Genomic DNA, 22,726 nt, shown 5'->3' with positions numbered 1-22,726 from the left:
CGGTCCCGGGCCACCGGGTCGGGCCGCCGGCGGCCCCCGCCGACATGGCGGCGGGCGTGACCGCCCTGACGGGCGCGCGCCGGACGCGTCTTTCGCGCCCCGAGGACGCGGCACCGGCCCCGGAGGCGGCGGCACGGCCGGACGGGAGGCCGGGACCGGCCCCGGACGTGGACACGGACCCCGGCGCCACGACGGCACCGGAGACGGCGGTCCCCGGCGGGAGACGTGACGGCGCCACACCGGGCGAGGGCCCGGCACCGGAGACGGCGGACCCGGACCCCGGCGATCCCGTACCGGGCGGGCATCCGCACCCCGGGCGGGGGTTCCTCGCGAAGGCCGCGGCGGTGACGGCGGTGCTCACCGCCCTCGGGGCGCTGCTGGGGCTGGTGCGGGACCAGATTCTGGCGGGGTACTTCGGGGCGGGGGCCGAGACCGACGCGTTCCTGGTGGCGTGGACCGTGCCGGAGTTCGCGTCGACGCTCCTCATCGAGGACGCCATGGCACTGATCCTGGTGCCGGCGTTCTCCCGGGCCCTGGCGCACCGCGCGGCGGACCTGGCCGGGGACGACCCGGTGCGCGCCCTGGTGCGCGGCACGCTGCCCCGGCTCACGCTCACCGTCGCGGTCGTCGCCACCGCCCTCGTCCTCGCCGCCCCGCTGCTCGTACGGGTACTGGCGCCGGGGCTGCCCGATCCGCAGCTCGCCGTCGACTGCACCCAGCTCACCGCGACCTGCGCGCTCTCCTTCGCACTGGTCGGCTACTGCTCGGCCGCGCTGCGCGCGCACGGCCGGTTCGTGCCGCCCGCCGCGATCTACGTGGCGTACAACGTCGGCATCATCGGCACGATCGTGGTCCTTCGCGAACCCCTGGGGGTGCGCTCGGCGGCGGCCGGGGTCGCGGTCGGCGGGGTGCTGATGGTGCTCGTCCAGGCGCCGTCCCTGCTGCGCGTCCTGCGGTCGGGCCCCGGGCCGCTTCCGCCGCGGGAGCCGGAGGCCGCGGGCCCGGCGGGCGACGGGCATCTGCTCGTGCTCGGCCTGATCGCGCCGGTGGTCGTCTTCTCGCTGGCCCGCCAGTCGCAGACGCTGATCGAACGGTTCCTCGCCTCGCCGCTCCCGGCCGGCGCCATCTCGCATCTGAACTACGCGCAGAAGGTCGCGCAGATGCCGATGATCCTCTCCCTCATGCTGTGCACGGTCAGCTTCCCGGTGGTCGCCCGCGCCCTCGCGGCCGGTGACGGGGAGGCGGCCCGCCGCCGGGTCGAGCGGGACCTGCTGCTCGCCGCCGTCGTCGTCCTCGTCGGCGCGTCGACGGTCATCGCCGCCGCGCCGCCGATCGTCGAACTCCTCTTCCAGCGCGGCGAGTTCGACCGGGGCGACACCGTGGCCACGGCCGCCGTCATGCGCGTGTACGCGCTCGGGCTGCTCGGCCAGACGATGGTGGGCGCCCTGGTCCGCTGCTACTTCTCCGCCGCGCGCCCGCTCTGGTACCCGGCCGCCGCCATGGGCGCCGGGCTCGCCGTGACCGTCGCCGCCGGGGTTCCCGCCGCCCACCTCTGGGGGGCCGTCGGCATCGCCGGCGCCAACGCGCTGGGCATCACCGTGACCGCCGTGCTGCTGCTGCGCGGCGCGCACCGCCAGGCCGTCCCGGTCCGCGCGGGCCTGCTCGGCGAGGGGCTCCTGCGGCTGGCGACGGCGGGCGCGTGGGCCACCGCCGCCGGCTGGCTCAGCTCGATGGCGGTCCGGCCGGCGGCCCTGTCGGTCGCGGTCGCGAGCCTCGTCGTGGCCGGTGTCTTCCTGCTGTTCCTCCTCTGCGCCCCGAGGGCGCCCGAGATTCCGCCCCTGACCCGCTCCGCCGTCCGGAGGATCGCCCATGCCCGCCGCCACCGCGCTGCGCCGCCTGCTGCCGAAGCCGCCCCTGTGGATGAAACCGCCCCTGTGGGTCGCGATGTACCACTCCGTCGGCGACCCCGCTGACGACCCGTACCAGGTGACCGTCTCCCCCGTCCGCTTCGCCCGGCAGCTGCACTGGCTCGCCGACCGGGGTCTGCGCGGGGTGTCGGTGCGGGAACTCCTCGAGGCGACCGCCCGCGGCCGCGCCCGCGGGCTCGTCGGGCTGACCTTCGACGACGGGTACGCCGACTTCGTGGACTCGGCGCTGCCCCTGCTGCGCCGGCACGGTTTCACGGCGACGGTGTTCGTGCTGCCGGGCCGGATGGGCGGGGAGAACGCCTGGGACACCGACGGCCCGCGCAAGCCGCTCCTCGACGAGGACGGCATCCGGCGGATCGCACGGGCCGGGATGGAGATCGGCTCGCACGGCCTGACGCATCTCGCGCTGACCGAGACCGACGACGCCACGCTCGCCGCCGAGACCCGGCGCAGCCGCGCGCTCCTGGAGGAGATCACCGGCGGCCCGGTGGACGGCTTCTGCTACCCGTACGGGAGGACCGACCCGCGGGTGATGCACTCCGTGCGGAAGGCCGGTTACCGCTACGCCTGCGCGATCGACCCGGGGCCGCTGACCGGCGCGTACGCCCTGCCCCGCGTCCACATCGGCGAGGCGGACACCGCGCTGCGGCTGGCGGCGAAGCGGACCCTGCACCCGCTGCGCCGCCGCCACCCGGCGGACCTGCTCCCGGCCCCCTCCCTCCCGGCGGCGGTGGGCGCGCGATGAAGGTGCTGCACGTGATCACCGGGCTCGGCATCGGCGGGGCGGAGCAGCAGCTGCGGCTGCTGCTGCGCCACCTGCCGGTGGAGAGCCGGGTCGTGACCCTGACCAACCCGGGCCCGGTGGCCGCCGGCATCGAGGCGGACGGAACGCCCGTCACCCATCTCGGCATGACGGGCAACCGGGACGTCGGGGCGCTCCCCCGGCTCGCCCGGGTCGTCCGCCAGGGCGGCTACGACCTGGTGCACACCCATCTGTACCGGGCGTGCGTGTACGGCAGGCCGGCGGCCCGCCTCGCCGGGGTGCGGCGGATCATCGCCACCGAGCACTCGCTCGGCGAGGCGCAGATCGAGGGCCGGCCGCTGTCGGCCGGCACCCGCGCCCTCTACCTGGCGTCGGAGCGGCTCGGCACCTCCACGGTCGCCGTGTCGTCGAGCGTGGCGCGCCGGCTCGCGGACTGGGGGGTCCCCCCGGCCCGTATCCGGGTCGTCCCCAACGGGATCGAGACCGCCCGCTTCGCGTTCGACGCCCGGGCCCGCCGGCTGGTCCGGGGGGTGCTGGGGGTGCCGAGGGACGCGTACGTCGTCGGCGGGGTGGGCCGGCTCGTACCGGGGAAGCGGTTCGACCGGCTGGTCCGGGCGGTGGCGGCGGTCCCGGAGGCGTGGCTGCTCCTCGTCGGCGAGGGCGACCGGCGAGAGGAGCTGCTGCGGGTGGCCCGGGAGTGCGGCGCGGCGGGCCGGGTGCTGCTCACCGGGGCCTGCGAGGACCCGCCGACCGTCACCTCGCTCGGCCCCTCCCTGCCGGAGCTGCTCTCGGCGATGGACGTCTTCGTCTCCACCTCACCCGACGAGACGTTCGGTCTCGCGGTCGTGGAGGCGCTGGCGGCGGGCCTGCCCGCGCTGTACGTGGCGTGCCCGGCGGTCGACGACCTGCCGCCGGAGGCCGCGCCGGGCGCGCGGCGGATCGGCGGGTCCGTGCCCGAGCTGATCTCCGCGCTGCGCGGCGTCCGGGACGCCCGGCTCGCCCGGCTGCCGGTGCCCCGGGCGGCGCTCCGGTACGACATCGCCCGCAGCGCCGGGCAGTTGATGTCCCTCTACGACCAGGCCGTCCACGGCGGCACCCCCTCCCCCGTGAAGTGAGAGAACCCCGCACCATGAACACTTCTGCGACCCCCGACCGTCGCCGTCCGTCCCTGCCCGCCCGGTGGCGCGGGCCCGGCCGCCGGGCGGTGCTGCCCGCCGCCGTGCTGGCCGGGGCCGCCCTCGGCGGCGGGTACGGCGCGCTCACGACCCCGGAGTACGCGGCGACGAGTTACGTGATCGTCGTCCCCGGCGAGAAGTCCGACCCGGCGGGCGCCCTCGGCTTCGCCCAGGCGTACGGGCGGGTGGCCACGGACATCGCGGTCACCGGCGACGCCCAGGTGTGGGCCGGGGTCACGGCCGACAAGCTGCGGCGGAGCGTGCAGGCGTCGACGTCGCCGGACGCCCCGATGATCTCCCTGACGGCGCGGTCGGAGCGGCCGGCCGAGGCGGTGGCGATGGCGGACGGGGTGGCCCGCGCGCTGGTCGTCAACAGCGGGCACGTGGCGGGCAGCACGGGCGTCAAGGTCGTGCAGTTCTCGCGCGCCACGAAACCGGTCGACCCGGTCTCGCCGTCGGCGCCGCTGTCGGCGCTGGTCGGCGGCTGCGCGGGCGGGCTCCTCGGCGGGCTGGCGCTGATGGTGGCGCCGCGGCGGGCCGGGGCCCGGAGCGAGGGCCGCCATTCGCGGCCCGCCGCCCCGGGGACGGCGGCGGTGCCCGCTCCGGCCGCGTCCCACCAGCCGGAACCGGAGGCGGTGTGAGCACGGGAACGCCGCGGACCGAGGTCTGCCGTGACGAGGAGGGGTTCGGGCGGCTGGCGGCCGAGTGGACGGCGCTGTACGGGCGCTGCTCCACCGCCACCCCCTTCCAGTCCCATTCCTGGCTGCACTCCTGGTGGCTCTCCTACGGCCGCCCCGGTGCGCTGCGGGTGGTGCTCGTACGGGACAGGGACGGCGAACTGGTGGCCGCCGCGCCCCTGATGCGCGCGCCGGGACCGCTGCCCGTGCTCACCCAGCTCGGGGGCGCGATCACCGACTTCACCGACGTGCTCCTGGACGACGGCCGCCCGGAGGCCCTGCCGGCCCTGACCGAGGCCCTGGAGCGGGTGGCCCGGGGGGCGCTGATCGATCTGCGGGAGGTGCGGCCGGGGGCCGCCGCGGAGCGCGTGTTCGCCCGGTGGCGGGGGCCGCGCAGGCGGCTGCCGGACTCCTTGTGCCTGGAGCTGCCCGCCGTACCGATGGAGGGCCTGCTCGAACGGATCCCGTCGAACAGGGCCCAGCGGGTCCGTGCCAAGCTGCGCAAGCTGGACGCCCTCGGCATCGACGCGCACATCGTGTCCGGGCCGGAGGTGCCGGCGGCGCTGGAGCGGCTGCTGTCCCTGCACCGGCGGCAGTGGGAGGGCCGGGGGGTGACGGCCGAGCACACCAGCGAGCGGTTCGCCCAGCACCTGACGCGGGCCGTGCGGCCGATGGTGGAGCGCGGGGACGCGATGGTGACGGAGTTCCGGCTGGCGGGTGACGTGGTGGCCGCCGATCTGACGCTGATGTCCCCGCGCCTGGCCGGCGGCTATCTGTACGGCGCCGACCCGTCCCTGCGGGACCGCAAGGTGGACGTGGCGGCGATGCTGCTGCGCCACGGGGCCCGGGAGACCAGCGCGCGGGGGCGGGCCACCCTGAGCATGCTGCGCGGCGCCGAGCCGTACAAGCGGCACTGGCGTCCGGAGCCGGTCCGCAACGGGCGGCTCCTCCTCGGCGGGCGCGGTACGGCTCCGCTGCTCCGGCTGCGCGCCGGCGCGGCGGACGTACGGCGCTGGGCGGCGCGGCAGGCGCGGGAGCGGGCCTGGGCGGGGCGGGCGGTGGCGCGGCTGCGGGGGCTGCGGCGTCCGGGTCCGGCGCGCGGCGGCGGATGAGTTCCGCCGCCGCCGTGGCCGCCGGTGCCGCCGGTCGGGTCAGAAGGGCCAGGCGCCCTTCAGGGAGATCTTCCAGTTGATGTCGACCTCGTTCTTCCAGGCCTCGGCCGGGACACAGAGCGGGCCGCCGAACCAGCTCTCCACCCAGGGCCCGAGGTCCATCACCCAGCAGGTGGGCGTCGGCAGGGGCATGGGCGTGTCCTCCGGCTTCGGCTCGGGCTTCGGCTCCGGCTTGGGCTCGGGCTTCGGCTCCGGCTTGGGCTCGGGCTTCGGTTCCGGCTTCGGCTCGGGCTTGGGTTCCGGCTTCGGTTCCGGTTTCGGCTCCGGCTTCGGCTTCGGCGGGATCTCCGGCTTCGGGGGAATCTCCGGCTTCGGCGGGACCTCGGGCTTCGGAGGAACTTCCGGCACCTCGGGTTCGGCGCCGTACAGCATCTCCCGGAACACCTGCGACGACTTCGGATTCTCGTCGCACTGCCACACGCCGTGCGGGCAGTAGTCCGTGATCGTGTGGTACAGCGGCTTGTGCTGCCCGATCCATTCGATCATGCGCCGCATGTACTCGGCGTTGTCCCCGTTCCGGAACAGGCCCCATTCCGGGTACGAGATCTGCTTTCCGTGCTCGGCCGCGAATTCCACCTGCGCGCGCAGCCCGTACGGCTCATTGACGTGGTCGTCGAAACGGGCCCCCGCCGGCTGGTCGTACGAGTCCATGCCGATGATGTCGACCACGCCGTCACCCGGATAGCACTCCGTCCACGGAATGGCGTCCCTGCCGCGGCTGGGGTTGAAGTCGAAGCGGAACTGCTGACCGGGAACGGAACGCATCGCGGTGACGATCCGGTTCCAGTACTGCTTCCACGCCTCGGGGTCCGGCGCGCAGCGGTGGGTGTACGTGGTGCCGTTCATCTCCCAGCCGAGGACGATGACGGTGTCCGTCGCCTCCAGGGCGACCAGGCGTTCGGCGAGTGTCCTGAAGTGGTGGTCGTAGTGCCCCGAGGCGCCGAGTCGGAGCTGTCGGCGGACCTCGTGGTCGGAGACCCGGGCCTCGTTGCGCTCCAGCATCGGCACGTTCAGAACGAACAGGCGGTCCTCCCGCTCGTTGCGCCAGTCCGCCCAGGCGTCCAGGAATCCCGGGGGGCCCTCGATGTTCGACCAGAGGTCGCCGGGGAGGTAGGTGTGGCCGACCCGCAGCTCCCTGCCGCCGAGCCACCGCTCCAGCTGACCGATGCGGCGCACCCCGACGGGGCCCGATTCCAGGAACGCCCCCATCGCGCTGGAGGCCGTCGGTTCGGCGGCCCCGGGCGGCGGGGGTTCGAGGGCGTGCGCCGGAGTGGACAGCACGACCGAACCCGAGGCGAGGAGCCCCGCGGTGAACACCCCCCACCACGTTCTCGACACTTTCCGTCTTCCGTTGGCCATGACCACTCCTTCTCGTCCCGCGCCACTTGATGAGCCGTCAATCCGATGTTCTGAAAGTATTCCTAATAAGCCGACCGTGAACGCGCGACGATCTGATCTGCAGTCCATTGGTCTAATGCAGCGCCCACTTGGGGCACCCGGACCCCGGGTATGCCGTGCGGGGCTCCGACCCGTGAAAAGGGCATGCCGAAGGGCCGGACCCGGCAGGCGCGATGCGCGCCTTTTCGGATCCGGCCCTCGGGTCATTCCCCGGCGACGGGGACCGCGGATGTCGCCGCGTGACGGCTCAACGCGGCCAGATGGGCGTCCTGATCAGCCGTTCCCATTCATGATCAGGGACTCCCGGCACCGTGCGGCCCGCCAGGGACCAGCGCTGTGCCAGCGAGGAGTAGAGGGGATACGGTCCCCGGTCGGCCGGTGGCGGGTCCACCACGTGACGGCTCTTCGGAATGAAGGCCAGCCGCTCCCATTTTCCGGGTTCGGGCGCCATCTTCCCCTCCCATCCGGTGTGGTTCCCGCATCATTCCACAGCCCCCGCAGGAGAGTGATTCGATCGACCGGTGTCGCGTGGCGAACCTGTGTACGACGGGAATTGCTCTACTGTGCGGGTCCGCGTTTCCGATCCCTCTCCATCCCCCTTTCCCGCAAACCTCCTGTCAGCGGCCGAGCTGGTGCGCCAGCTCGTCCGGGTCCGTCGTCGGCGCGTCACAGGTGAAGTGCCGGCAGACGTAGGCCGCCGCTCCACCGTTCACCAGCGGACGGTCCTTGAGCAGCGGGAACTCCTCGCCGTCGGGGGTGCCGAAGGCGACGACCGCGCCGGGCGCGGGTGCCAGCAGGGCGGTGCGGTGCAGGGCGCGGGCCAGGCCGTCCCCGGCGGGGCCGACGACCGCGATCTCACGCGGCCCGTCGAGCAGGGCCTCCGCCGTGGCCAGACCCCAGCCGATGAACCGGGGAGCGCGCGGCCCCAGGGCCCTGACCACGCCGAGGGCGCCCTCGGCGGCCGCGCGGTGGGCCTCCGAACCGGTGTGGGCGGCGTACGAGAGCAGCGCGCCGGCCGCCGCCGTCCAGCCGGAGGGGGTCGCGTTGTCGGTGGGGTCCTGCGGTCGGCGGATCAGGGGCTCCGCGTCGTGGGCCGTGTCGTACAGCGCCCCGCCCTCGGCGAGGAACTGGTCGAGCACGATGTCCAGGAGGAAGCCGGCGAACTCCAGCCACACGCCCTCGCCGGTGACCCCGGCGAGCGTGAGGAAGCCCTCGGCGACGTCCGCGTAGTCCTCGAGCACCCCGGCGTTGGCGCCGGTCCGGCCGTCCTTGGAGGTCCGGGAGAGCCGTGCGCCCTCTCCCATGTGGACGCGGACGAGCAGGTCGGCGGCCTCGGTGGCGCGCTCGATCAGGTCGGGGCGGTCGAAGAGGGCACCGGTCTCGGCGAGGGCGGCGATGGCGAGGCCGTTCCAGGCGGCGACCACCTTGTCGTCCCGGCCGGGACGGGGCCGCCGCGCGCGGGCGGCGAGGAGCCGCTCCCGCACCGAGGCGAGCCGGTCGGCGTCGACCGGTCCGGCGTCCTGCGGGAGCCGGAGGACGGAGGCGCCCTCCTCGAAGGTCCCCTCCTCGGTCACCCCGAAGTACCGGGCGGCGAAGCGGGCGTCCTCCTCTCCCAGCGCCTCCGCCAGCTGCGCCGGGGTCCAGACGTAGTAGGCGCCCTCGACGTGCCGCCCGGTGCCGTCGTCCGAGTCGGCGTCGAGCGCCGAGGCGAACCCGCCCTCGGCGGTGCGCAGTTCACGGACCATGAAGTCGGCGGTCTCCAGCGCCACCCGCCGGGCCAGGTCGTCACCGGTGGCCCGCCACAGGTGCGCGTACACCCGGCAGAGCAGGGCGTTGTCGTACAGCATCTTCTCGAAGTGGGGCACGACCCAGTCGCGGTCCACGGAGTAGCGGGCGAAACCGCCGCCGAGCTGGTCGTAGATGCCGCCGCGGGCCATCGCCGCGCAGGTGTCGGCGGCCATCTGCAGGGCGCCCTCGGCGCCCGTGCGGGCGTGGTGGCGCAGCAGGAACTCCAGCACCATCGACGGCGGGAACTTGGGCGCGCCGCCGAAGCCGGCGCTGCGGGCGTCGTAGTCGCGGGTCAGGCCGAGCAGGGCCTGGGCCAGCTCCGACTCGCCGGGGACGCCGTCGCCGCCGTAGGCGAGGGAGCGGGACGAGAGGTCCTTGACGATCGTGCCGGCGACCTCGCCGACCTCGTCGCGGCGCTCGGTCCAGGCATGGGAGACGCCGTCGAGGACGTCACCGAAGGAGGGCATGCCGTGCCGGGGCTCGGGCGGGAAGTACGTACCGAAGTAGAAGGGCTCGGCGTCCGGGGTGAGGAAGACGGTCATGGGCCAGCCGCCGTGTCCGGTCGCCGCCTGCACGGCCTCCATGTAGACGGCGTCGACGTCGGGCCGCTCCTCACGGTCGACCTTGACGGCGACGAAGCGCTCGTTGATCCGCACGGCGGTGGCGTCGTCCTCGAAGGACTCGTGCGCCATCACATGGCACCAGTGGCAGCTGCTGTAGCCGACGCTGAGCAGTACGGGAACATCGCGGCGGCGTGCCTCCTCGAAGGCCTCGGCCGACCAGGGCCACCAGTCGACCGGGTTGTCGGCGTGCTGGAGGAGGTACGGGGACGTCTCATGGGCCAGTCTGTTCGGCATGCTCCCATCCTCGCGCACCCGGCTGGGCGTCGCCCGTGCGCCACGGCCCCGGCCGCCGGTACGACGGAGCGGCCCCGCCCTTCGCAGTGGTGCTGCGAGGGGTGGGGCCGCTCAGCGATGAGGCTGACGTCAGCTGACGTCGGTGTTGCCGTTGTCGGCCAGGAGGTCGACCAGGTCCGACAGCGGGTTGTTCTGCTGCTGCTCGACCGAGTTCTGGACGCAGGTCATGTTCTGCTTCGGGCTCAGAACGTCGTCCACGTTGACGGCAACGATGTTGATGATCGGAACCTGCGCCGTGATGTCCTGGACATCGAAGCAGTGCAGGACGCCACCGTTGATGAGGCCGAAGTTCGGGCTCATGTAGCCACCGGTGGAGGTGCTGCCGATGGCCTGCTTCGACGTGTTGCCGATGACGTTGGTGTTGTTGCCGTCATCGGCCGCCGCAGACGCCGTGGCGGCCGACATGCCGACGACGGAGGCCGCAACTGCCGCGGTGGCGAGAACCTTCTTGATCACGAGATTTCCTTCTTGAGCTGGAGGGCCCTGGATTGCTCCGTTACCGAAGCGCCCTGATCAACTGCCGGGGAGTGGATTGGTTCCGGCTGATCACCCTGATGCGCTATTCGGCAGATGAACGCCATCGGACGTGATCTCGAAGGGCATGCGTTCGGTTCGGCCCGGACCCTTGCGGGGCCGGGCGCGGCACCGGTCGGCCGCTCCCGCTCCCCCGTGCCGGAGCGCCTCGCGCGGCACGTCTGTTCGCCGCGCCGGGCGGGGGGAGGCGTACCTGCGCGGGTACACGGAAACGCCCTCCGCCCCCCGCACGCGTCGTGCGCGGGGGACGGAGGGCGGCGGCCGCTACTTTCCGGGGGCTCCGGCGGAGGCCGGGGCGTCCGGGGTGTCGGCGGGGGCGGACTCCTCGAAGGAGACCTTGCCCATGTGGCGGTTCATCGACTTCATCAGCATCCAGACCGCGAGGGCCATCACGGCGAAGACGACGAACCCCAGGACCCCGGGGGTCACCTTGTTCTTGTCCAGCTCCTCGGCGGCGAAGGGGACAAGCTGGGTCAGTGCGAGGTGTGCGCTCATGTCAGGCATTGTCCCGGATGCCTGCGAAGAGATCTTCCTCGGGGAGGGAGGTCGGCACCAGCGACTTGCTGAGCTCGTACTCCTCCGTCGGCCAGACCTCCTTCTGGATCTCCATCGGGACCCGGAACCAGCCGCCGTCCGGGTCGATCTGGGTGGCGTGGGCGATCAGGGCCTTGTCGCGGGTCTCGAAGAAGTCGGCGCAGGGGACGAAGGTGGTGAGCGTCCGCTCCTTGCGCTCGAACTCCTTCCAGCGCTCCAGCCACTCCCCGTAGGGGGACTCCAGGCCCCGGTCGAGGAGCGCCTGGTGCAGGGCCTCGGTGCGGGGGCGGTTGAAGCCCTGGTTGTAGTAGAGCTTCAGCGGCTGCCAGACCGGGCCGAACTCGGCCTCCGGGTACTTCTCGGCGTCGGCCGCGCCGTCGAAGGCCACCATCGTGATCTTGTGGGTCATGATGTGGTCGGGGTGCGGGTAGCCGCCGTTCTCGTCGTAGGTCGTGACGACCTGCGGACGGAAGGAGCGGATCTTGCGGACGAGCTCACCGGCCGCGGTGTCCACGTCCTCCAGGGCGAAGCAGCCCTCGGGGAGCGGGGGCAGCGGGTCGCCCTCGGGGAGGCCGGAGTCGACGAAGCCGAGCCACTCCTGCTTCACGCCCAGGATCTCGCGGGCCTCGTCCATCTCCTTGCGGCGCACCTCGTGGATGTTCGCCTCGATGTAGGGGTCACCCTGAAGGCGGGGGTTGAGGACCGAGCCGCGCTCGCCGCCCGTGCACGTCACGACCAGGACGTCCACCCCCTCGGACACGTACTTGGCCATCGTCGCCGCGCCCTTGCTCGACTCGTCGTCGGGGTGCGCGTGAACGGCCATCAGTCGCAGCTGCTCAGTCAAGACTCGATCCTCAGTGATTCGACAAGAAGGCAGGTCTCTATAGTGACGGAATCGGGGGGCCGAAAATTCCGGGACCCCGGCATCGAGAGGACCAGGCATGAGCGCGGCGCGGGAGCAGCTGCCCGAGGGACGCTACGGGCGCTCCGCGGACGAGCGGGCCGATCGCCGGCTCAAGGCCGTCGGAGCCGTGCTCGGCGTCCTCTTCCTCGCCCTGATGGGCTGGTTCGGCTGGCATTACGTGGTCGACAGCAGGATCAGCGCCGAGATGATCAAGTTCGACGTGGTGAGCGACACCGAGGTGCGGGTGCACCTGGAGATCCGCAAGGACGAGGGTGTCACCGGCGTCTGCACGCTCCGCTCGCGCAGTGAGGACGGGGCCGAGGTGGCCCGGAAGGACGTCCGGATCGACGATCCCGCCGCCCGTGTGGACGACCTGTTCTCGCTGCGTACGACGGCCCGCGCGACGAGCGCGGAGCTGGTGGGGTGTACGGCCCGGTAGCGGTGGGTAGGGAGCGGAGGACGAGCCCCGGCGGGTCACGGGTGTGACCTGGGCGGACGCCACCCCGTGGTTTATGTCCTCCCGCTTTTCGCCACTCATTGTTAGGCTCGTGGTTTCGCCCGCCCGGGAAGCGCATGCTGTCCGTGTAGGGCGATGCTTTGTATTCCCAGTACCTACGAGGAGCACCTGTGACCCAGACCAGCGACAACGTCACCTGGCTCACCCAGGAGGCGTACAACAAGCTCAAGGACGAGCTTGAGTACCTGTCTGGTCCCGCGCGTACCGAGATCGCCGCCAAGATCGCCGCTGCGCGCGAGGAGGGCGACCTGCGCGAGAACGGCGGGTACCACGCGGCCAAGGAGGAGCAGGGCAAGCAGGAGCTCCGCGTCCGCCAGCTCACCCAGCTGCTCCAGCACGCCAAGGTCGGCGAGGCCCCGGCGGACGACGGTGTCGTCGAGCCCGGCATGGTCGTGACGATCGCCTTCGACGGCGACGAGGACGACACGATGACCTTCCTGCTCGCCTCGCGCGAGTACGCGAGCGGTGACATCGAGACGTACTCGCCGCAGTCGCCGCTGGGCGTCGGCGTCAACGGCAAGAAGGCCGGTGAGGACGCCGAGTACGAGCTGCCGAACGGCAAGAAGGCCACGGTCAGGATCCTGAGCGCGAAGCCGTACACCGGCTGACGCGCGCCGCTCGTCCGCGAGAGGGCCGGACCCCGTGGGGGTCCGGCCCTTCGTCGTGCGTGCCGTGCGGCGACGGGGGTCAGGCGGCGGCGGAGCGGTACTTCCGTACGGAGAGGGTGCGGAAGACCACGATGATCAGCAGCGACCAGAGGACGGAGGCCCAGACCGGGTGCTGCATGGGCCAGGCGTCGGACCGGACGACGCCCGGGTTCCCGAAGAGTTCGCGGGCGGCCTGGACGGTGGCGCTGAAGGGGTTCCATTCGGCGATGGGGCGGATCCAGGAGGCCATCATGCCGGGGTCGACGAAGGCGTTGGACACGAAGGTGACCGGGAAGAGCCAGATCAGGCCGCCGGAGGTCGCCGCCTCGGGGGTGCGGACCGTGAGGCCGATGAGGGCGCCGATCCAGGAGAAGGCGTAGCCGAGGAGGAGCAGCAGGGCGAAGGCGCCGAGGGCCTTGAGGAAGCCGTTGTGGATGCGCCAGCCGACGAGGACGCCGACGATCGCGAGGACGACGACGGTCAGCGCGGTCTGGACGAGGTCGGCGAGGGTGCGGCCGGTGAGGACGGCGCCGCGGGCCATGGGCAGCGAGCGGAAGCGGTCGACGAGCCCCTTGTGCATGTCGTCGGCGATGCCGGCGCCCGCGCCTGCGGTGGCGAAGGTGACGGTCTGGGCGAAGATGCCGGCCATCAGGAAGTTGCGGTAGACGTCCGGGTCGGTGTTGCCGCCGACGCTCATGGAGCCGCCGAAGACGTAACTGAAGAGGACCACGAACATCACGGGCTGGACGAGCCCGAAGATGACCATCTCGGGGATGCGGGTCATCCGGATGAGATTGCGGCGGGTGACGACGAGGGAGTCGGCGACCGAGCGGGCGATGCCGCCGCGGGGTTTCGCGGCCGTGGGGCCGCCGGTGTCCGCTCCGGTGCCGGTGAGGGTGCTCACGAGGCGGTCTCCTTCCGGTGCTTCCCGCGGTCCTCGGGGGTGCGGGCCCCTTCCTCGTCCTCGGCCCGCGCGGCGGCGTGCCCGGTGAGGGAGATGAAGACGTCGTCGAGGGTGGGGCGGCGCAGGCCGATGTCGTCGATCCCGACGCCCACGGCGTCCAGGTCGCGGATCACCTCGGCGAGCAGCTTGGCGCCGCCGGTGACGGGGACGGTGAGCTTGCGGGTGTGCTCCTCGACGGAGACCTCGCCGGGGGCGCCGGTGCCGGTGGTGCCGTAGCGGGCGAGGACCTCGCGGGCGGTGCCGGTCGTCTCCGGCCGCTGCACGACGACCTCGACGCGCTCGCCGCCGGTGCGGGCCTTGAGCTGGTCGGAGGTGCCGCGGGCGATGACCTTGCCCTGGTCGACGACGCAGATGTCGTGGGCGAGGTGGTCGGCCTCCTCCAGGTACTGGGTGGTGAGGAGGAGGGTGGTGCCGCCGGCGACGAGTTCCTTGATGACCTCCCAGAGCGCCTGCCGGTTGCGCGGGTCGAGGCCGGTGGTGGGCTCGTCCATGAACATGACGGGCGGGGAGACGACGAGGGCGGCGGCGAGGTCGAGGCGGCGGCGCATGCCGCCGGAGTAGGTCTTGGCCGGCCGGTCGGCGGCGTCGGCGAGGCCGAAGCGGTGGAGGAGTTCCTCCGCCCGGTCCTTCGCCGCCCTCGCCTTGAGCTGGTACAGCCGGCCGACCATCTGGAGGTTCTCCCGGCCGGTGAGGTATTCGTCGACGGCGGCGAACTGGCCCGAGAGGCCGATGGAGCGGCGGACCTGGTCAGGGTGTTTCAGGACGTCGATCCCGGCGACGGCGGCCCGGCCGCTGTCGGGCCTGAGGAGGGTGGTGAGGACCCGTACGGTGGTCGTCTTTCCCGCGCCGTTGGGGCCCAGCAGACCCAGGACCGTGCCCTCGGGCACGTCGAGGTCCACGCCGTCCAGTGCTCGTACGTCGCCGAAGGTCTTCACCAGACCCTCGGCGTGGATCGCGCCTGGCATGTGAGTTCTCCCGGGGAGATTTCGGGCGTTTCCGTCCGATCGTAGGGTCGCCGGGCCTGCTCCGCCCGGCGGTGCCGTGACCGCCCTCACATGGTGACGCGATACATCGCGACAGGCAAGCGGTTCGCGCGACGACGCGCCGGATCAGACCAGGACCGTGTAGCCCGCGTCACGCAGGGCGTCCTCGACCTCGCGGCAGTGCTCCGGACCCTTGGTCTCCAGGTGCAGCTCCACCTCCGCCTCCGTGAGGCCGAGGCGCGGATCGGTCCGTACGTGGCTCACGTCGAGCACGTTCGCGTCGACCACCGTCAGGACGGCGAGCAGCGTCGCGAGGGCCCCCGGCCGGTCGGTGACCCGCAGCCGCAGGCTGAGGTAGCGGCCCCCGGCGGCCATGCCGTGCCGCAGGATCCGCTGGAGCAGCAGCGGGTCGACGTTGCCGCCGGAGAGGACCGCCACCACCGGCCCCCGGAAGTCCTCCGGCGCGGACAGCAGGGCCGCCACCGGGCTCGCGCCGGCCGGTTCGACCACCAGCTTCGCCCGTTCCAGACAGAGCAGCAGCGCCGAGGAGAGCGCGTCCTCGGAGACCGTGCGGACCTCGTCCACGTACTCCCTGACCAGGTCGAACGGCACGTCTCCGGGGCGACCCACCTTGATGCCGTCGGCCATCGTGACGGGCGACTCGACCACCACCGGATGGCCGGCCGCGAGCGACGGCGGGTAGGCGGCCGCGCCCTCCGCCTGCACCCCGACGATCCGCACGTCCGGGCGGAGCGACTTCACCGCGAGCCCGATGCCGGCCGCCAGGCCGCCGCCGCCGACGCCCACCAGGATGGTCCGCACCTCCGGGCACTGTTCGAGGATCTCCAGGCCGACCGTGCCCTGCCCGGCGATGACGTCCCGGTGGTCGAAGGGGTGGATGAAGACCGCGCCGGTCTCCCGCGCGTACTCCTCCGCCGCCGCCAGCGTCTCGTCCACGACGTGGCCGTGCAGCCGCACCTCGGCGCCGTACTCGCGCGTCGCCGCGACCTTCGGCAGCGGGGCCCCCACCGGCATGAAGACCGTCGCGTGCACCCCGAGCAGCTTGGAGGCCAGGGCGACGCCCTGCGCGTGATTGCCCGCCGAGGCGGCGACGACCCCGGCGGCCCGCTCCTCGGGCCGCAGACCGGCGATCCGTACGTACGCCCCGCGCAGCTTGAAGGAGCCGGTCCGCTGCAGGTTCTCGCACTTGAGCTGGACGGGCGCGCCCACCAGCGACGACAGGTGACGGCTGCCCTCCATGGCGGTCACCCGGGCCACCCCCGACAGCATCTTCTGCGCCCCGCGCACGTCGTCGAGCATCAGGTGGTGCAAGGGGTACGGCGTACGGAAGGTCATGACAGCAAGTCTCGCAGCTCACCGCCCTCCCGGCCGCCCGGCGGAAGGCCGGGAGGGCGGGCCCGTACCGGGTTTGCGCACGGCCGGTACGGACCCCCGTTCGGCCGCGTACTCTGTCCCCCACCAGCCGACCGCCCCACGCACGAGAGAGTCCCCGGCCATGCCCACATCTCAGGACATGACGACTGAGCTCGACCCCGGTCTCCTCGATGCCCTCCAGCACCAGGTGGCCGTCTTCGCCCGCCGGGCCGAGCAGACCCGGCTCGGCGGCACGGGCCAGCTCCGCAACTCCATGGACCGCGCCGCCTACCTCCTCCTCAACCGGCTCGACCAGGAAGGTCCCATGGGCGTCAAGGCGCTCGCGGCGGGGATGGGCATCGACTCCTCCACCGTGACCCGCCAGGTCGCGCCCCTGGTCGACACCGGGCTGGTCAAGCGGACCTCGCACCCGGAGGACGGGCGGGCGGTCGTCCTCCAGCTCTCCCCGCGCGGCCTTGCCCGCCTGGAGGAGGTCCGGTCCTCCCGCCGGCAGCTGATGGCCGAGGTCACCGAAGGCTGGACGGAGGCCGAGCGCGCGTCCTTCTGCACGCTCCTCACCCGCTTCAACACCGCGCTCTCCGCCCGCCAGTCGGGGCACGGCGGGCCGGCCGCCGGCCCCGCGGGAAACGAGTCGCTGCCGGCCTCTTGACCTCCGCCGCCGGGTGACCGCTCCATGAGGGCATGGCGGAGCGGCGGAACCCGTGGAGCGGTCGACGGACCGGGCACGCCCCGGGCTTCGAGGCGTTCGTGGCCGGGGCGGCCGGCCGGCTGCTGCACACGGCGACCCTCCTGACCGCCGAGCCCCCGGACCACAACCCGCGCGCCCGGGCCCTCCTCACCGCCGCCCTCGCACATACGTACGCGGTGGGGGACCGGCTGCGCGACGAGGATCCGTACGAGCGCGCCCGCCGCGACCTCGCCGCCCGCTTCGCCCGGGGCGTCCCGCGCCACCGTGCCGGCCGGGGCGGGGTGCTCGCCCGGCTCACGCGCCAGGAGCGGCTCGTCGTCGTCCTGCGGCTGTACGAGGGGGTCGCGGAGGAGCAGGCGGCGGCCCTGCTGGGTCTCTCCGAGGCCCGTGTCCGGGCGGTGTGCGCCCGCTCGGTGGCGGTCCTGCGGGAGGCCGCCGGCCCCGCGCCCGCTCCGGAAGGCCGCCGCGCGAGCCGCCGCGAGGACCGGGAGGCGGCGGTCCGGCGGCTCCTCGAGACCCCGCACCCGCCCCTTCCCGCCGGGCTCGCCGCCCGCGCCGCCGAGCGCGGCGCCCGCCTGGCCCGCCGGCGGCGGACCGCCCGGTGCCTGCTGGGGACCCTCGGCGCGCTCGCGGCCGTCGCCTTCCTCGTGTGGGCCTCGACGGCCCGCCCGTGGGAGGTGCCCCCGGCGGAGACGACGCCGGTCTTCGAGGAGTGGTGAGACCATCCCTCCCCCCGGGGAAGCGGGCGGCCTAGCCTGGAAGGGAACGGCATGCGCACCCGTGCCGAGGAGGCTGTCATGACCAGGAAAGTCGCCGACTGCCGCAGGACGCCGAGCGTCATGAACTGCACCCTCACCATCAGCGGTGAGGAGGAGGAAGTCGTCCGGGCCGCCGCCGAGCACGCGGTCTCCGTCCACGGTCATCCCGATTCGCTGGAGCTGCGCGCGGAGATCCGGGCGGGCCTGGAGGACGAGAAGACACCCGTGTGAGGAGGACCCGGGCCCCGTCGCCGCCGGGCGCCCCTTGCCGGGGGCGCCCGGTGGCCGGGGAACCTAGCCGAGCGCCTCGCGCAGGTCCGCGAGCAGGTCGTCGGCGTTCTCGATGCCGACCGAGAGGCGGACCAGGTCGCCGGGGACCTCGAGGGCCGAGCCCGCGACGCTGGCGTGCGTCATCCGGCCGGGGTGCTCGATCAGCGACTCGACGCCGCCGAGGGACTCGCCGAGGGTGAACAGCTTGGCGCGGTTGCAGACCTCGACCGCCGCCTCCTCACCGCCCCGCACCCGGAACGACACCATGCCGCCGAAGGACCGCATCTGCTTCGCGGCGACCTCGTGGCCGGGGTGGTCCGGAAGGCCCGGGTAGAGGACCTGGGTGACCTGGGGGTGGCGGGTGAGCATGTCCGCGACCTTGGTGGCGTTCTCGCCGTGCCGGTCCATGCGCACCGCGAGGGTCTTGATGCCGCGCAGCACGATCCACGAGTCGAACGGACCGGCGACCGCGCCCATCGCGTTCTGGTGGTAGGCGAGCTCCTCGCCGAGCGCCTCGTCGGCCGTGACCAGGGCGCCGCCGACCACGTCGGAGTGGCCGCCCATGTACTTGGTCAGCGAGTGCACGACCACGTCGGCGCCGAGCGCCAGCGGCTGCTGGAGGTACGGCGAGGCGAAGGTGTTGTCGACGACCAGCTTCACCCCGGCGTGCCGGGCCACGCCCGCGACGGCCTCGATGTCGGTGATGCCGAGCAGCGGGTTCGAGGGGGTCTCGACCCAGATGAGCTTCGTCCGCTCGTTGACGGCCTCGCGCACCGAGGCGATGTCGGAGGTGTTCGCCACCGAGAAGTCCACGCCCCAGCGCTCCACCACCTTCGCGAAGAGACGGAAGGTGCCGCCGTAGGCGTCGTTCGGGATGACGACGTGGTCGCCCGGCGCGAGCAGCGCGCGCAGCAGGCAGTCCTCGGCGGCCAGGCCCGAGGCGAAGGCGAGACCGCGCCGGCCGCCCTCCAGGGCCGCCAGGTTCTCCTCCAGGGCGGTACGGGTGGGATTGGCGCTGCGGCTGTACTCGTAACCGCCGCGCAGACCGCCCACACCGTCCTGCTTGTAGGTGGAGACCTGGTAGATGGGCGGGACGACCGCGCCGGTCAGCGGGTCGGCGGTGTTGCCCGCGTGGATCGCGCGGGTCTCGAAGCTCTGGTGGCTGTGCTGGTGGCTCATGGTCAGGAGCGTAGTGCCGCGCGCAGCCCGCCGCCTCGTTCGTCTCAGCGGGTGTCCTGGACAATGGACACATGGAGATTCTCTGGTTCCTGATCGCGCTCGGGCTGCTGTTCGGCGTCCTCGGTCCCTACGTGCTCCGCCGGCGCGGGGGCGGGATCCGGCTGGCCGCACCCGGCTCCCCCGACGCGGCGGATCCGGAGGCGTACGGCTTCGTACGGCAGGAGGAGCAGGACGTGCGGCTGCCGGGGCCGGACGCCGACCTCCTCGACGTGCTCGACGTCGTGCGGGCCACCCAGGACTGGCGGGCCGCCTCCCAGCTCCTCGCCGGTACGCCGAAGGAGGGCGAGGTGCGCTGGCAGCGCGTCCAGGCCTTCGCGGGCGCGGCGTGTCTGGAGCTGCAGGAGCGGCCGGGCGCGGGCGGGGCGTGGCTGCGGGCGTGGCGGGCGGAGGCCCCGAAGGACGCGGGCGGCGCGGCGGTGCACGCGGAGTTCCTGGTGCAGCAGGCGTGGCGTTCGTCGGCGGTCGGCGGTGAGGAGTTCCGGATCATCCTGGAGGAGGCGCGGAAGGTCACCGAGGAGGCGGCGCTGCTGGCCCCGGGGGACCCCGTCCCGTACATCACGCAGCTGGCCGTGGCGCGCGGTCTCGGCTACAGCCACGAGCAGTTCGACCAGGTGTGGGCGCAGGTCATCGACCGGGCGCCGCACCACATGGGGGCGCATCTGGCGGCGCTGCACTACTGGTGCGAGAAGTGGCACGGTTCGCGCGAGGAGGCGGACCACTTCGCGACGACGGCCGCGGCGCGGGCGCCGCGCGGCTCGCTGCTCGCCGCGCTGCCGCTGTTCGCGGTCTTCGAGCACGTCCCGGACGTGGTGCTGGTGCGGGACTTCTTCCGTACGGCGGTGGTGTCGAAGGCGCTCGACGGCGCGCTGTACGCGGTGCACTCGGCCCGTCCCGACGACCCGATGCTGGCGCACGTGCGGCACCTGCTGGTGTGGTTCCTGGTGCGGGGCGAGCGGTGGGCCGAGGCGATGCACCAGCTGGTGCGGGTGGACGGTCACGTGGGCGCGGTGCCGTGGACGCTGAGCGCGGACCCGGCGGCGGAGTACACGGTGCACCGGAACATGGCGGTGGCGGGGTACGAGGCGAACGGCGGCAGCCCGATGACGCTGCGGCACTAGGTCGTGTCCGCGACGTCGCGCCCGGGGAATCCGGCCGGTGTCCCGGACGTTGTGAGGAGGCCGACCGTCGAGGAGAGATGCAGCATGTTCCTGTCCCGCACCCCCGTCCTCCCCACCCCCGAGCAGGCGCTGCGCGGCCGCCCGGAGCCCGAGTTCTCCGTCCCCGAGCGCCACACCGTCCTCGGCACGCCGCTGCTCGGCCCGTACCCGGAGGGCCTGGAGGTCGCCGACTTCGGCCTGGGCTGCTTCTGGGGCGCCGAGCGGAAGTTCTGGCAGACCGAGGGCGTCTGGACGACGGTCGTCGGCTACCAGGGCGGCTACACGCCGAACCCGGTGTACGAGGAGGTCTGCTCGGGCCTCACCGGGCACACCGAGGTCGTCCGCGTGGTCTTCGACCCGTCCAAGGTGTCGTACGCGGACCTCCTGAAGGTCTTCTGGGAGTCCCACGACCCGACGCAGGGCTTCCGCCAGGGCAACGACGTGGGCACGCAGTACCGCTCGGCCGTCTACACCCACTCCCCCGCCCAGGCGGAGACCGCCGAGGCCTCCCGCGCCGCCTACCAGAAGGTCCTGACGGCCGCGGGCTACCCGGAGATCACCACCCAGGTCCTGCCGGCCGCCGAACGGCCGTTCTACCCGGCGGAGGCGTACCACCAGCAGTACCTGGACAAGAATCCGGGCGGCTACTGCGGCATCGGCGGCACGGGCGTCTCCTGCCCCGTCGGCGTCGCGCGGGCGGAGAGCTGACCCGCGTTCAGTCCCGGGCCGCCGCCGCGCGCATGAGGGCCGCGGTGGCGGCCGGGTCGTAGTCCTCGGCGACGCCGTCGATGAGCAGGATGTCCCCGGGGATGTGGCGGGTGCGCAGCGGGACGAGGGCCTGGTAGTCCTCGGAGTCGTACCAGGCGCGGGCGTCCTCGTAGGTGGGGAAGCCGATGATCACCAGGGCGCCGGGCCACTCGCCCTCGCGGACCTCGCGGCGGGGGGCGCCGTGGACGAGGAAGCGGCCGCCGAACGGGTCCAGGGTGGCCTGGATGCGCTCGATGTAGGTGAGGACCTCCTCGTGGGGCTCGGCGGACGGCTGCAGGTTCGCTATCGCGTATGCGGTCATGGCACGAGCATGCCCGGGTGGGCCCCCGGGGTCGATGACCCCGGAGGTCATGCCCCGGCGGCGGTCGTCCAGCGGACTTCGCCCCCCGGCCGTCGTCCCCCGGCCCTCCTGCCGGGCGGGCGGGACCCGCGCGCCCGGCAGGAGCGGCTCAGATGGTCGACGCGTCGATGACGAAGCGGTAGCGCACGTCGCTCGCGAGGACCCGCTCGTAGGCCTCGTTGATCCGGTCGGCGGGGATCACCTCGATCTCGGCGCCCAGGCCGTGCGCGGCGCAGAAGTCGAGCATCTCCTGGGTCTCGGCGATGGAGCCGATCATCGATCCGGCCAGGGTGCGGCGGCCGTTGATGAGGGAGAAGAGGTTCAGCGAGACGGGCTCCTCGGGGGCGCCGACGTTCACCAGGGCACCGTCGGTCTTCACCAGGCTCAGGTACGCGCTCAGGTCGAGCGGGGCGGAGACGGTGGAGACGACGAGGTCGAAGGTGCCGGCGAGCGTCTCGAAGGTGGCCGGGTCGGCGGTGGCGTGGTAGTGGTCGGCGCCGAGCCGGAGGCCGTCCTCCCGCTTCTTCAGCGACTGGCTGAGGACGGTCACCTCGGCACCGAGCGCGTGGGCGATCTTGACGCCCATGTGGCCGAGGCCGCCGAGGCCGACGATCGCGACCTTCTTGCCGGGGCCCGCCTTCCAGTGCACGAGCGGCGAGTAGAGGGTGATGCCCGCGCAGAGCAGCGGGGCGGCCTCGTCCAGGGCGATGCCCTCGGGGATGCGCAGGGTGTAGTTCTCGTCCACCACGACGTGGGTGGAGTAGCCGCCGTAGGTGGGCTCGCCGTCCTTGCCGTGATCGTTGTACGTGCCGGTGACGCCGCGCTCGCAGTACTGCTCCAGGCCCCGCAGGCAGTGGTCGCAGGTGCGGCAGGAGTCGACGAAGCAGCCGACGCCGACGCGGTCGCCGACCCGGAACTTCGTCACGCCTGACCCGGTCTCGGCGACGACGCCGGCGATCTCGTGGCCGGGAACCATCGGGAAGATGCCCTCGCCCCAGCCGTCGCGGGCCTGGTGGATGTCGGAGTGGCAGATGCCGGCGTACTTGATCTCGATGAGGACGTCGTGCTCGCCGACGGCCCGGCGCGGCACGGTCGTGCGCTCCAGGGGGGCGTGGGCGGCGGGGGCGGCGTAAGCGGGAACGTGCGTGGTCATGGGGACGAGCCTGCCGGGGTCGTACGCCGTCACCCAGCCCCCTGTTCTGCCTACGAC

Annotated in this window: 22 protein-coding genes and 1 pseudogene; 12 read left to right on the top strand and 11 right to left on the bottom strand. The window is 73.2% G+C overall.

The window, feature by feature from the left end; all coding sequences use genetic code 11:
- The first annotated feature begins 44 nt into the window (after positions 1–44).
- The 5 genes from murJ to ABTY40_RS24640 are packed head-to-tail and all read left to right on the top strand — an operon-like array spanning position 45 to position 5,655.
- Positions 45–1,973, top strand: coding sequence for a murein biosynthesis integral membrane protein MurJ (gene murJ / locus ABTY40_RS24660; protein WP_502990670.1), 1,929 nt, complete (start codon positions 45–47; stop codon positions 1,971–1,973).
- On the top strand, positions 1,870–2,673 hold the full coding sequence (locus tag ABTY40_RS24655) for a polysaccharide deacetylase family protein (protein ID WP_352061518.1): 804 nt from the start codon (positions 1,870–1,872) through the stop codon (positions 2,671–2,673). The genes murJ and ABTY40_RS24655 overlap by 104 nt, the downstream gene beginning before the upstream one ends.
- Positions 2,670–3,806, top strand: a complete 1,137-nt coding sequence (locus ABTY40_RS24650; protein WP_352061517.1) for a glycosyltransferase — start codon at positions 2,670–2,672, stop codon at positions 3,804–3,806. Before ABTY40_RS24655 ends, ABTY40_RS24650 begins: the two co-directional genes overlap by 4 nt.
- Before the next feature lie 14 nt (positions 3,807–3,820).
- Positions 3,821–4,507: a YveK family protein gene (locus tag ABTY40_RS24645; RefSeq protein WP_352061516.1), complete on the top strand. Its 687-nt coding sequence runs from the start codon at positions 3,821–3,823 to the stop codon at positions 4,505–4,507.
- Entirely contained in the window at positions 4,504–5,655 is a 1,152-nt protein-coding gene (locus ABTY40_RS24640; RefSeq protein WP_352061515.1) for a GNAT family N-acetyltransferase, read from the top strand. Before ABTY40_RS24645 ends, ABTY40_RS24640 begins: the two co-directional genes overlap by 4 nt.
- A gap of 39 nt (positions 5,656–5,694) precedes the next feature.
- Here ABTY40_RS24640 and ABTY40_RS24635 read toward each other — a convergent pair whose 3' ends face one another.
- The 5 genes from ABTY40_RS24635 to mca all read right to left on the bottom strand — a co-directional run bounded on the left by ABTY40_RS24635 (position 5,695) and on the right by mca (position 11,730).
- Complete coding sequence (locus tag ABTY40_RS24635) at positions 5,695–7,074, bottom strand: glycoside hydrolase family 26 protein (RefSeq protein ID WP_352061514.1); 1,380 nt, start codon at positions 7,072–7,074, stop codon at positions 5,695–5,697.
- A gap of 656 nt (positions 7,075–7,730) precedes the next feature.
- A complete protein-coding gene (locus tag ABTY40_RS24630; RefSeq protein WP_352061513.1) occupies positions 7,731–9,758 on the bottom strand; it encodes a thioredoxin domain-containing protein in 2,028 nt (675 codons plus the stop codon).
- 129 nt (positions 9,759–9,887) lie between these two features.
- The gene (locus ABTY40_RS24625) at positions 9,888–10,274 is read right to left on the bottom strand and encodes a rodlin (protein ID WP_345285068.1); all 387 of its coding nucleotides are present in this window, start codon (positions 10,272–10,274) and stop codon (positions 9,888–9,890) included.
- Positions 10,275–10,616: 342 nt separating this feature from the next.
- Positions 10,617–10,847 (bottom strand): hypothetical protein, encoded by a 231-nt coding sequence (locus ABTY40_RS24620; protein ID WP_425578612.1) that lies wholly within the window; start codon positions 10,845–10,847, stop codon positions 10,617–10,619.
- Position 10,848: 1 nt separating this feature from the next.
- Positions 10,849–11,730, bottom strand: coding sequence for a mycothiol conjugate amidase Mca (mca, locus tag ABTY40_RS24615; RefSeq protein ID WP_345285072.1), 882 nt, complete (start codon positions 11,728–11,730; stop codon positions 10,849–10,851).
- 97 nt (positions 11,731–11,827) lie between these two features.
- Between mca and ABTY40_RS24610 the strand changes: the two genes are divergently transcribed.
- Both ABTY40_RS24610 and greA read left to right on the top strand, forming a co-directional pair.
- The gene (locus tag ABTY40_RS24610; protein ID WP_352061512.1) at positions 11,828–12,229 is read left to right on the top strand and encodes a DUF4307 domain-containing protein; all 402 of its coding nucleotides are present in this window, start codon (positions 11,828–11,830) and stop codon (positions 12,227–12,229) included.
- A 188-nt stretch (positions 12,230–12,417) separates the two neighbouring features.
- Positions 12,418–12,915 (top strand): transcription elongation factor GreA, encoded by a 498-nt coding sequence (gene greA, locus ABTY40_RS24605; RefSeq protein ID WP_345285076.1) that lies wholly within the window; start codon positions 12,418–12,420, stop codon positions 12,913–12,915.
- A 79-nt stretch (positions 12,916–12,994) separates the two neighbouring features.
- On the opposite strand, the gene ABTY40_RS24600 is transcribed toward greA, so the two are convergent.
- From ABTY40_RS24600 to ilvA, 3 genes are all read right to left on the bottom strand, one after another.
- Positions 12,995–13,858, bottom strand: coding sequence for an ABC transporter permease (locus ABTY40_RS24600; protein WP_502990666.1), 864 nt, complete (start codon positions 13,856–13,858; stop codon positions 12,995–12,997).
- Positions 13,855–14,883 carry an ATP-binding cassette domain-containing protein gene (locus tag ABTY40_RS24595; RefSeq protein WP_352061511.1) on the bottom strand — a complete coding sequence of 343 codons (1,029 nt, stop codon included), beginning with the start codon at positions 14,881–14,883 and terminating at the stop codon, positions 13,855–13,857. Before ABTY40_RS24595 ends, ABTY40_RS24600 begins: the two co-directional genes overlap by 4 nt.
- A 144-nt stretch (positions 14,884–15,027) precedes the next feature.
- The gene (ilvA, locus tag ABTY40_RS24590) at positions 15,028–16,257 is read right to left on the bottom strand and encodes a threonine ammonia-lyase (protein WP_352061510.1); all 1,230 of its coding nucleotides are present in this window, start codon (positions 16,255–16,257) and stop codon (positions 15,028–15,030) included.
- 160 nt (positions 16,258–16,417) lie between these two features.
- Here ilvA and ABTY40_RS24585 point away from each other — a divergent pair, with 160 nt between their 5' ends.
- The 3 genes and pseudogenes from ABTY40_RS24585 to ABTY40_RS24575 all read left to right on the top strand — a co-directional run bounded on the left by ABTY40_RS24585 (position 16,418) and on the right by ABTY40_RS24575 (position 17,973).
- Positions 16,418–16,945, top strand: coding sequence for a MarR family winged helix-turn-helix transcriptional regulator (locus ABTY40_RS24585; protein WP_352061509.1), 528 nt, complete (start codon positions 16,418–16,420; stop codon positions 16,943–16,945).
- A gap of 32 nt (positions 16,946–16,977) precedes the next feature.
- Positions 16,978–17,445: pseudogene (locus ABTY40_RS24580) on the top strand (sigma factor-like helix-turn-helix DNA-binding protein); the annotation flags it as partial.
- A gap of 336 nt (positions 17,446–17,781) precedes the next feature.
- Positions 17,782–17,973: a DUF1059 domain-containing protein gene (locus tag ABTY40_RS24575; RefSeq protein ID WP_352061508.1), complete on the top strand. Its 192-nt coding sequence runs from the start codon at positions 17,782–17,784 to the stop codon at positions 17,971–17,973.
- Between the two features lie 63 nt (positions 17,974–18,036).
- Here ABTY40_RS24575 and ABTY40_RS24570 read toward each other — a convergent pair whose 3' ends face one another.
- Positions 18,037–19,191 carry a cystathionine gamma-synthase gene (locus tag ABTY40_RS24570; protein ID WP_352061507.1) on the bottom strand — a complete coding sequence of 385 codons (1,155 nt, stop codon included), beginning with the start codon at positions 19,189–19,191 and terminating at the stop codon, positions 18,037–18,039.
- A 71-nt stretch (positions 19,192–19,262) separates the two neighbouring features.
- Here ABTY40_RS24570 and ABTY40_RS24565 point away from each other — a divergent pair, with 71 nt between their 5' ends.
- The gene (locus ABTY40_RS24565) at positions 19,263–20,369 is read left to right on the top strand and encodes a hypothetical protein (protein WP_352061506.1); all 1,107 of its coding nucleotides are present in this window, start codon (positions 19,263–19,265) and stop codon (positions 20,367–20,369) included.
- 84 nt (positions 20,370–20,453) lie between these two features.
- The gene (gene msrA, locus ABTY40_RS24560; RefSeq protein ID WP_352061505.1) at positions 20,454–21,116 is read left to right on the top strand and encodes a peptide-methionine (S)-S-oxide reductase MsrA; all 663 of its coding nucleotides are present in this window, start codon (positions 20,454–20,456) and stop codon (positions 21,114–21,116) included.
- Between the two features lie 7 nt (positions 21,117–21,123).
- On the opposite strand, the gene ABTY40_RS24555 is transcribed toward msrA, so the two are convergent.
- Both ABTY40_RS24555 and ABTY40_RS24550 read right to left on the bottom strand, forming a co-directional pair.
- Positions 21,124–21,477: a DUF1330 domain-containing protein gene (locus ABTY40_RS24555; protein WP_352061504.1), complete on the bottom strand. Its 354-nt coding sequence runs from the start codon at positions 21,475–21,477 to the stop codon at positions 21,124–21,126.
- A gap of 148 nt (positions 21,478–21,625) precedes the next feature.
- Positions 21,626–22,669, bottom strand: coding sequence for an NAD(P)-dependent alcohol dehydrogenase (locus tag ABTY40_RS24550; RefSeq protein ID WP_352061503.1), 1,044 nt, complete (start codon positions 22,667–22,669; stop codon positions 21,626–21,628).
- Between the last annotated feature and the right edge of the window lie 57 nt (positions 22,670–22,726).

It is taken from the genome of Streptomyces sp. NPDC126503, from assembly GCF_040302405.1.
Lineage (GTDB): Bacteria > Actinomycetota > Actinomycetes > Streptomycetales > Streptomycetaceae > Streptomyces > Streptomyces gulbargensis.
This window is presented reverse-complemented; position numbering and strand designations above follow the sequence as displayed.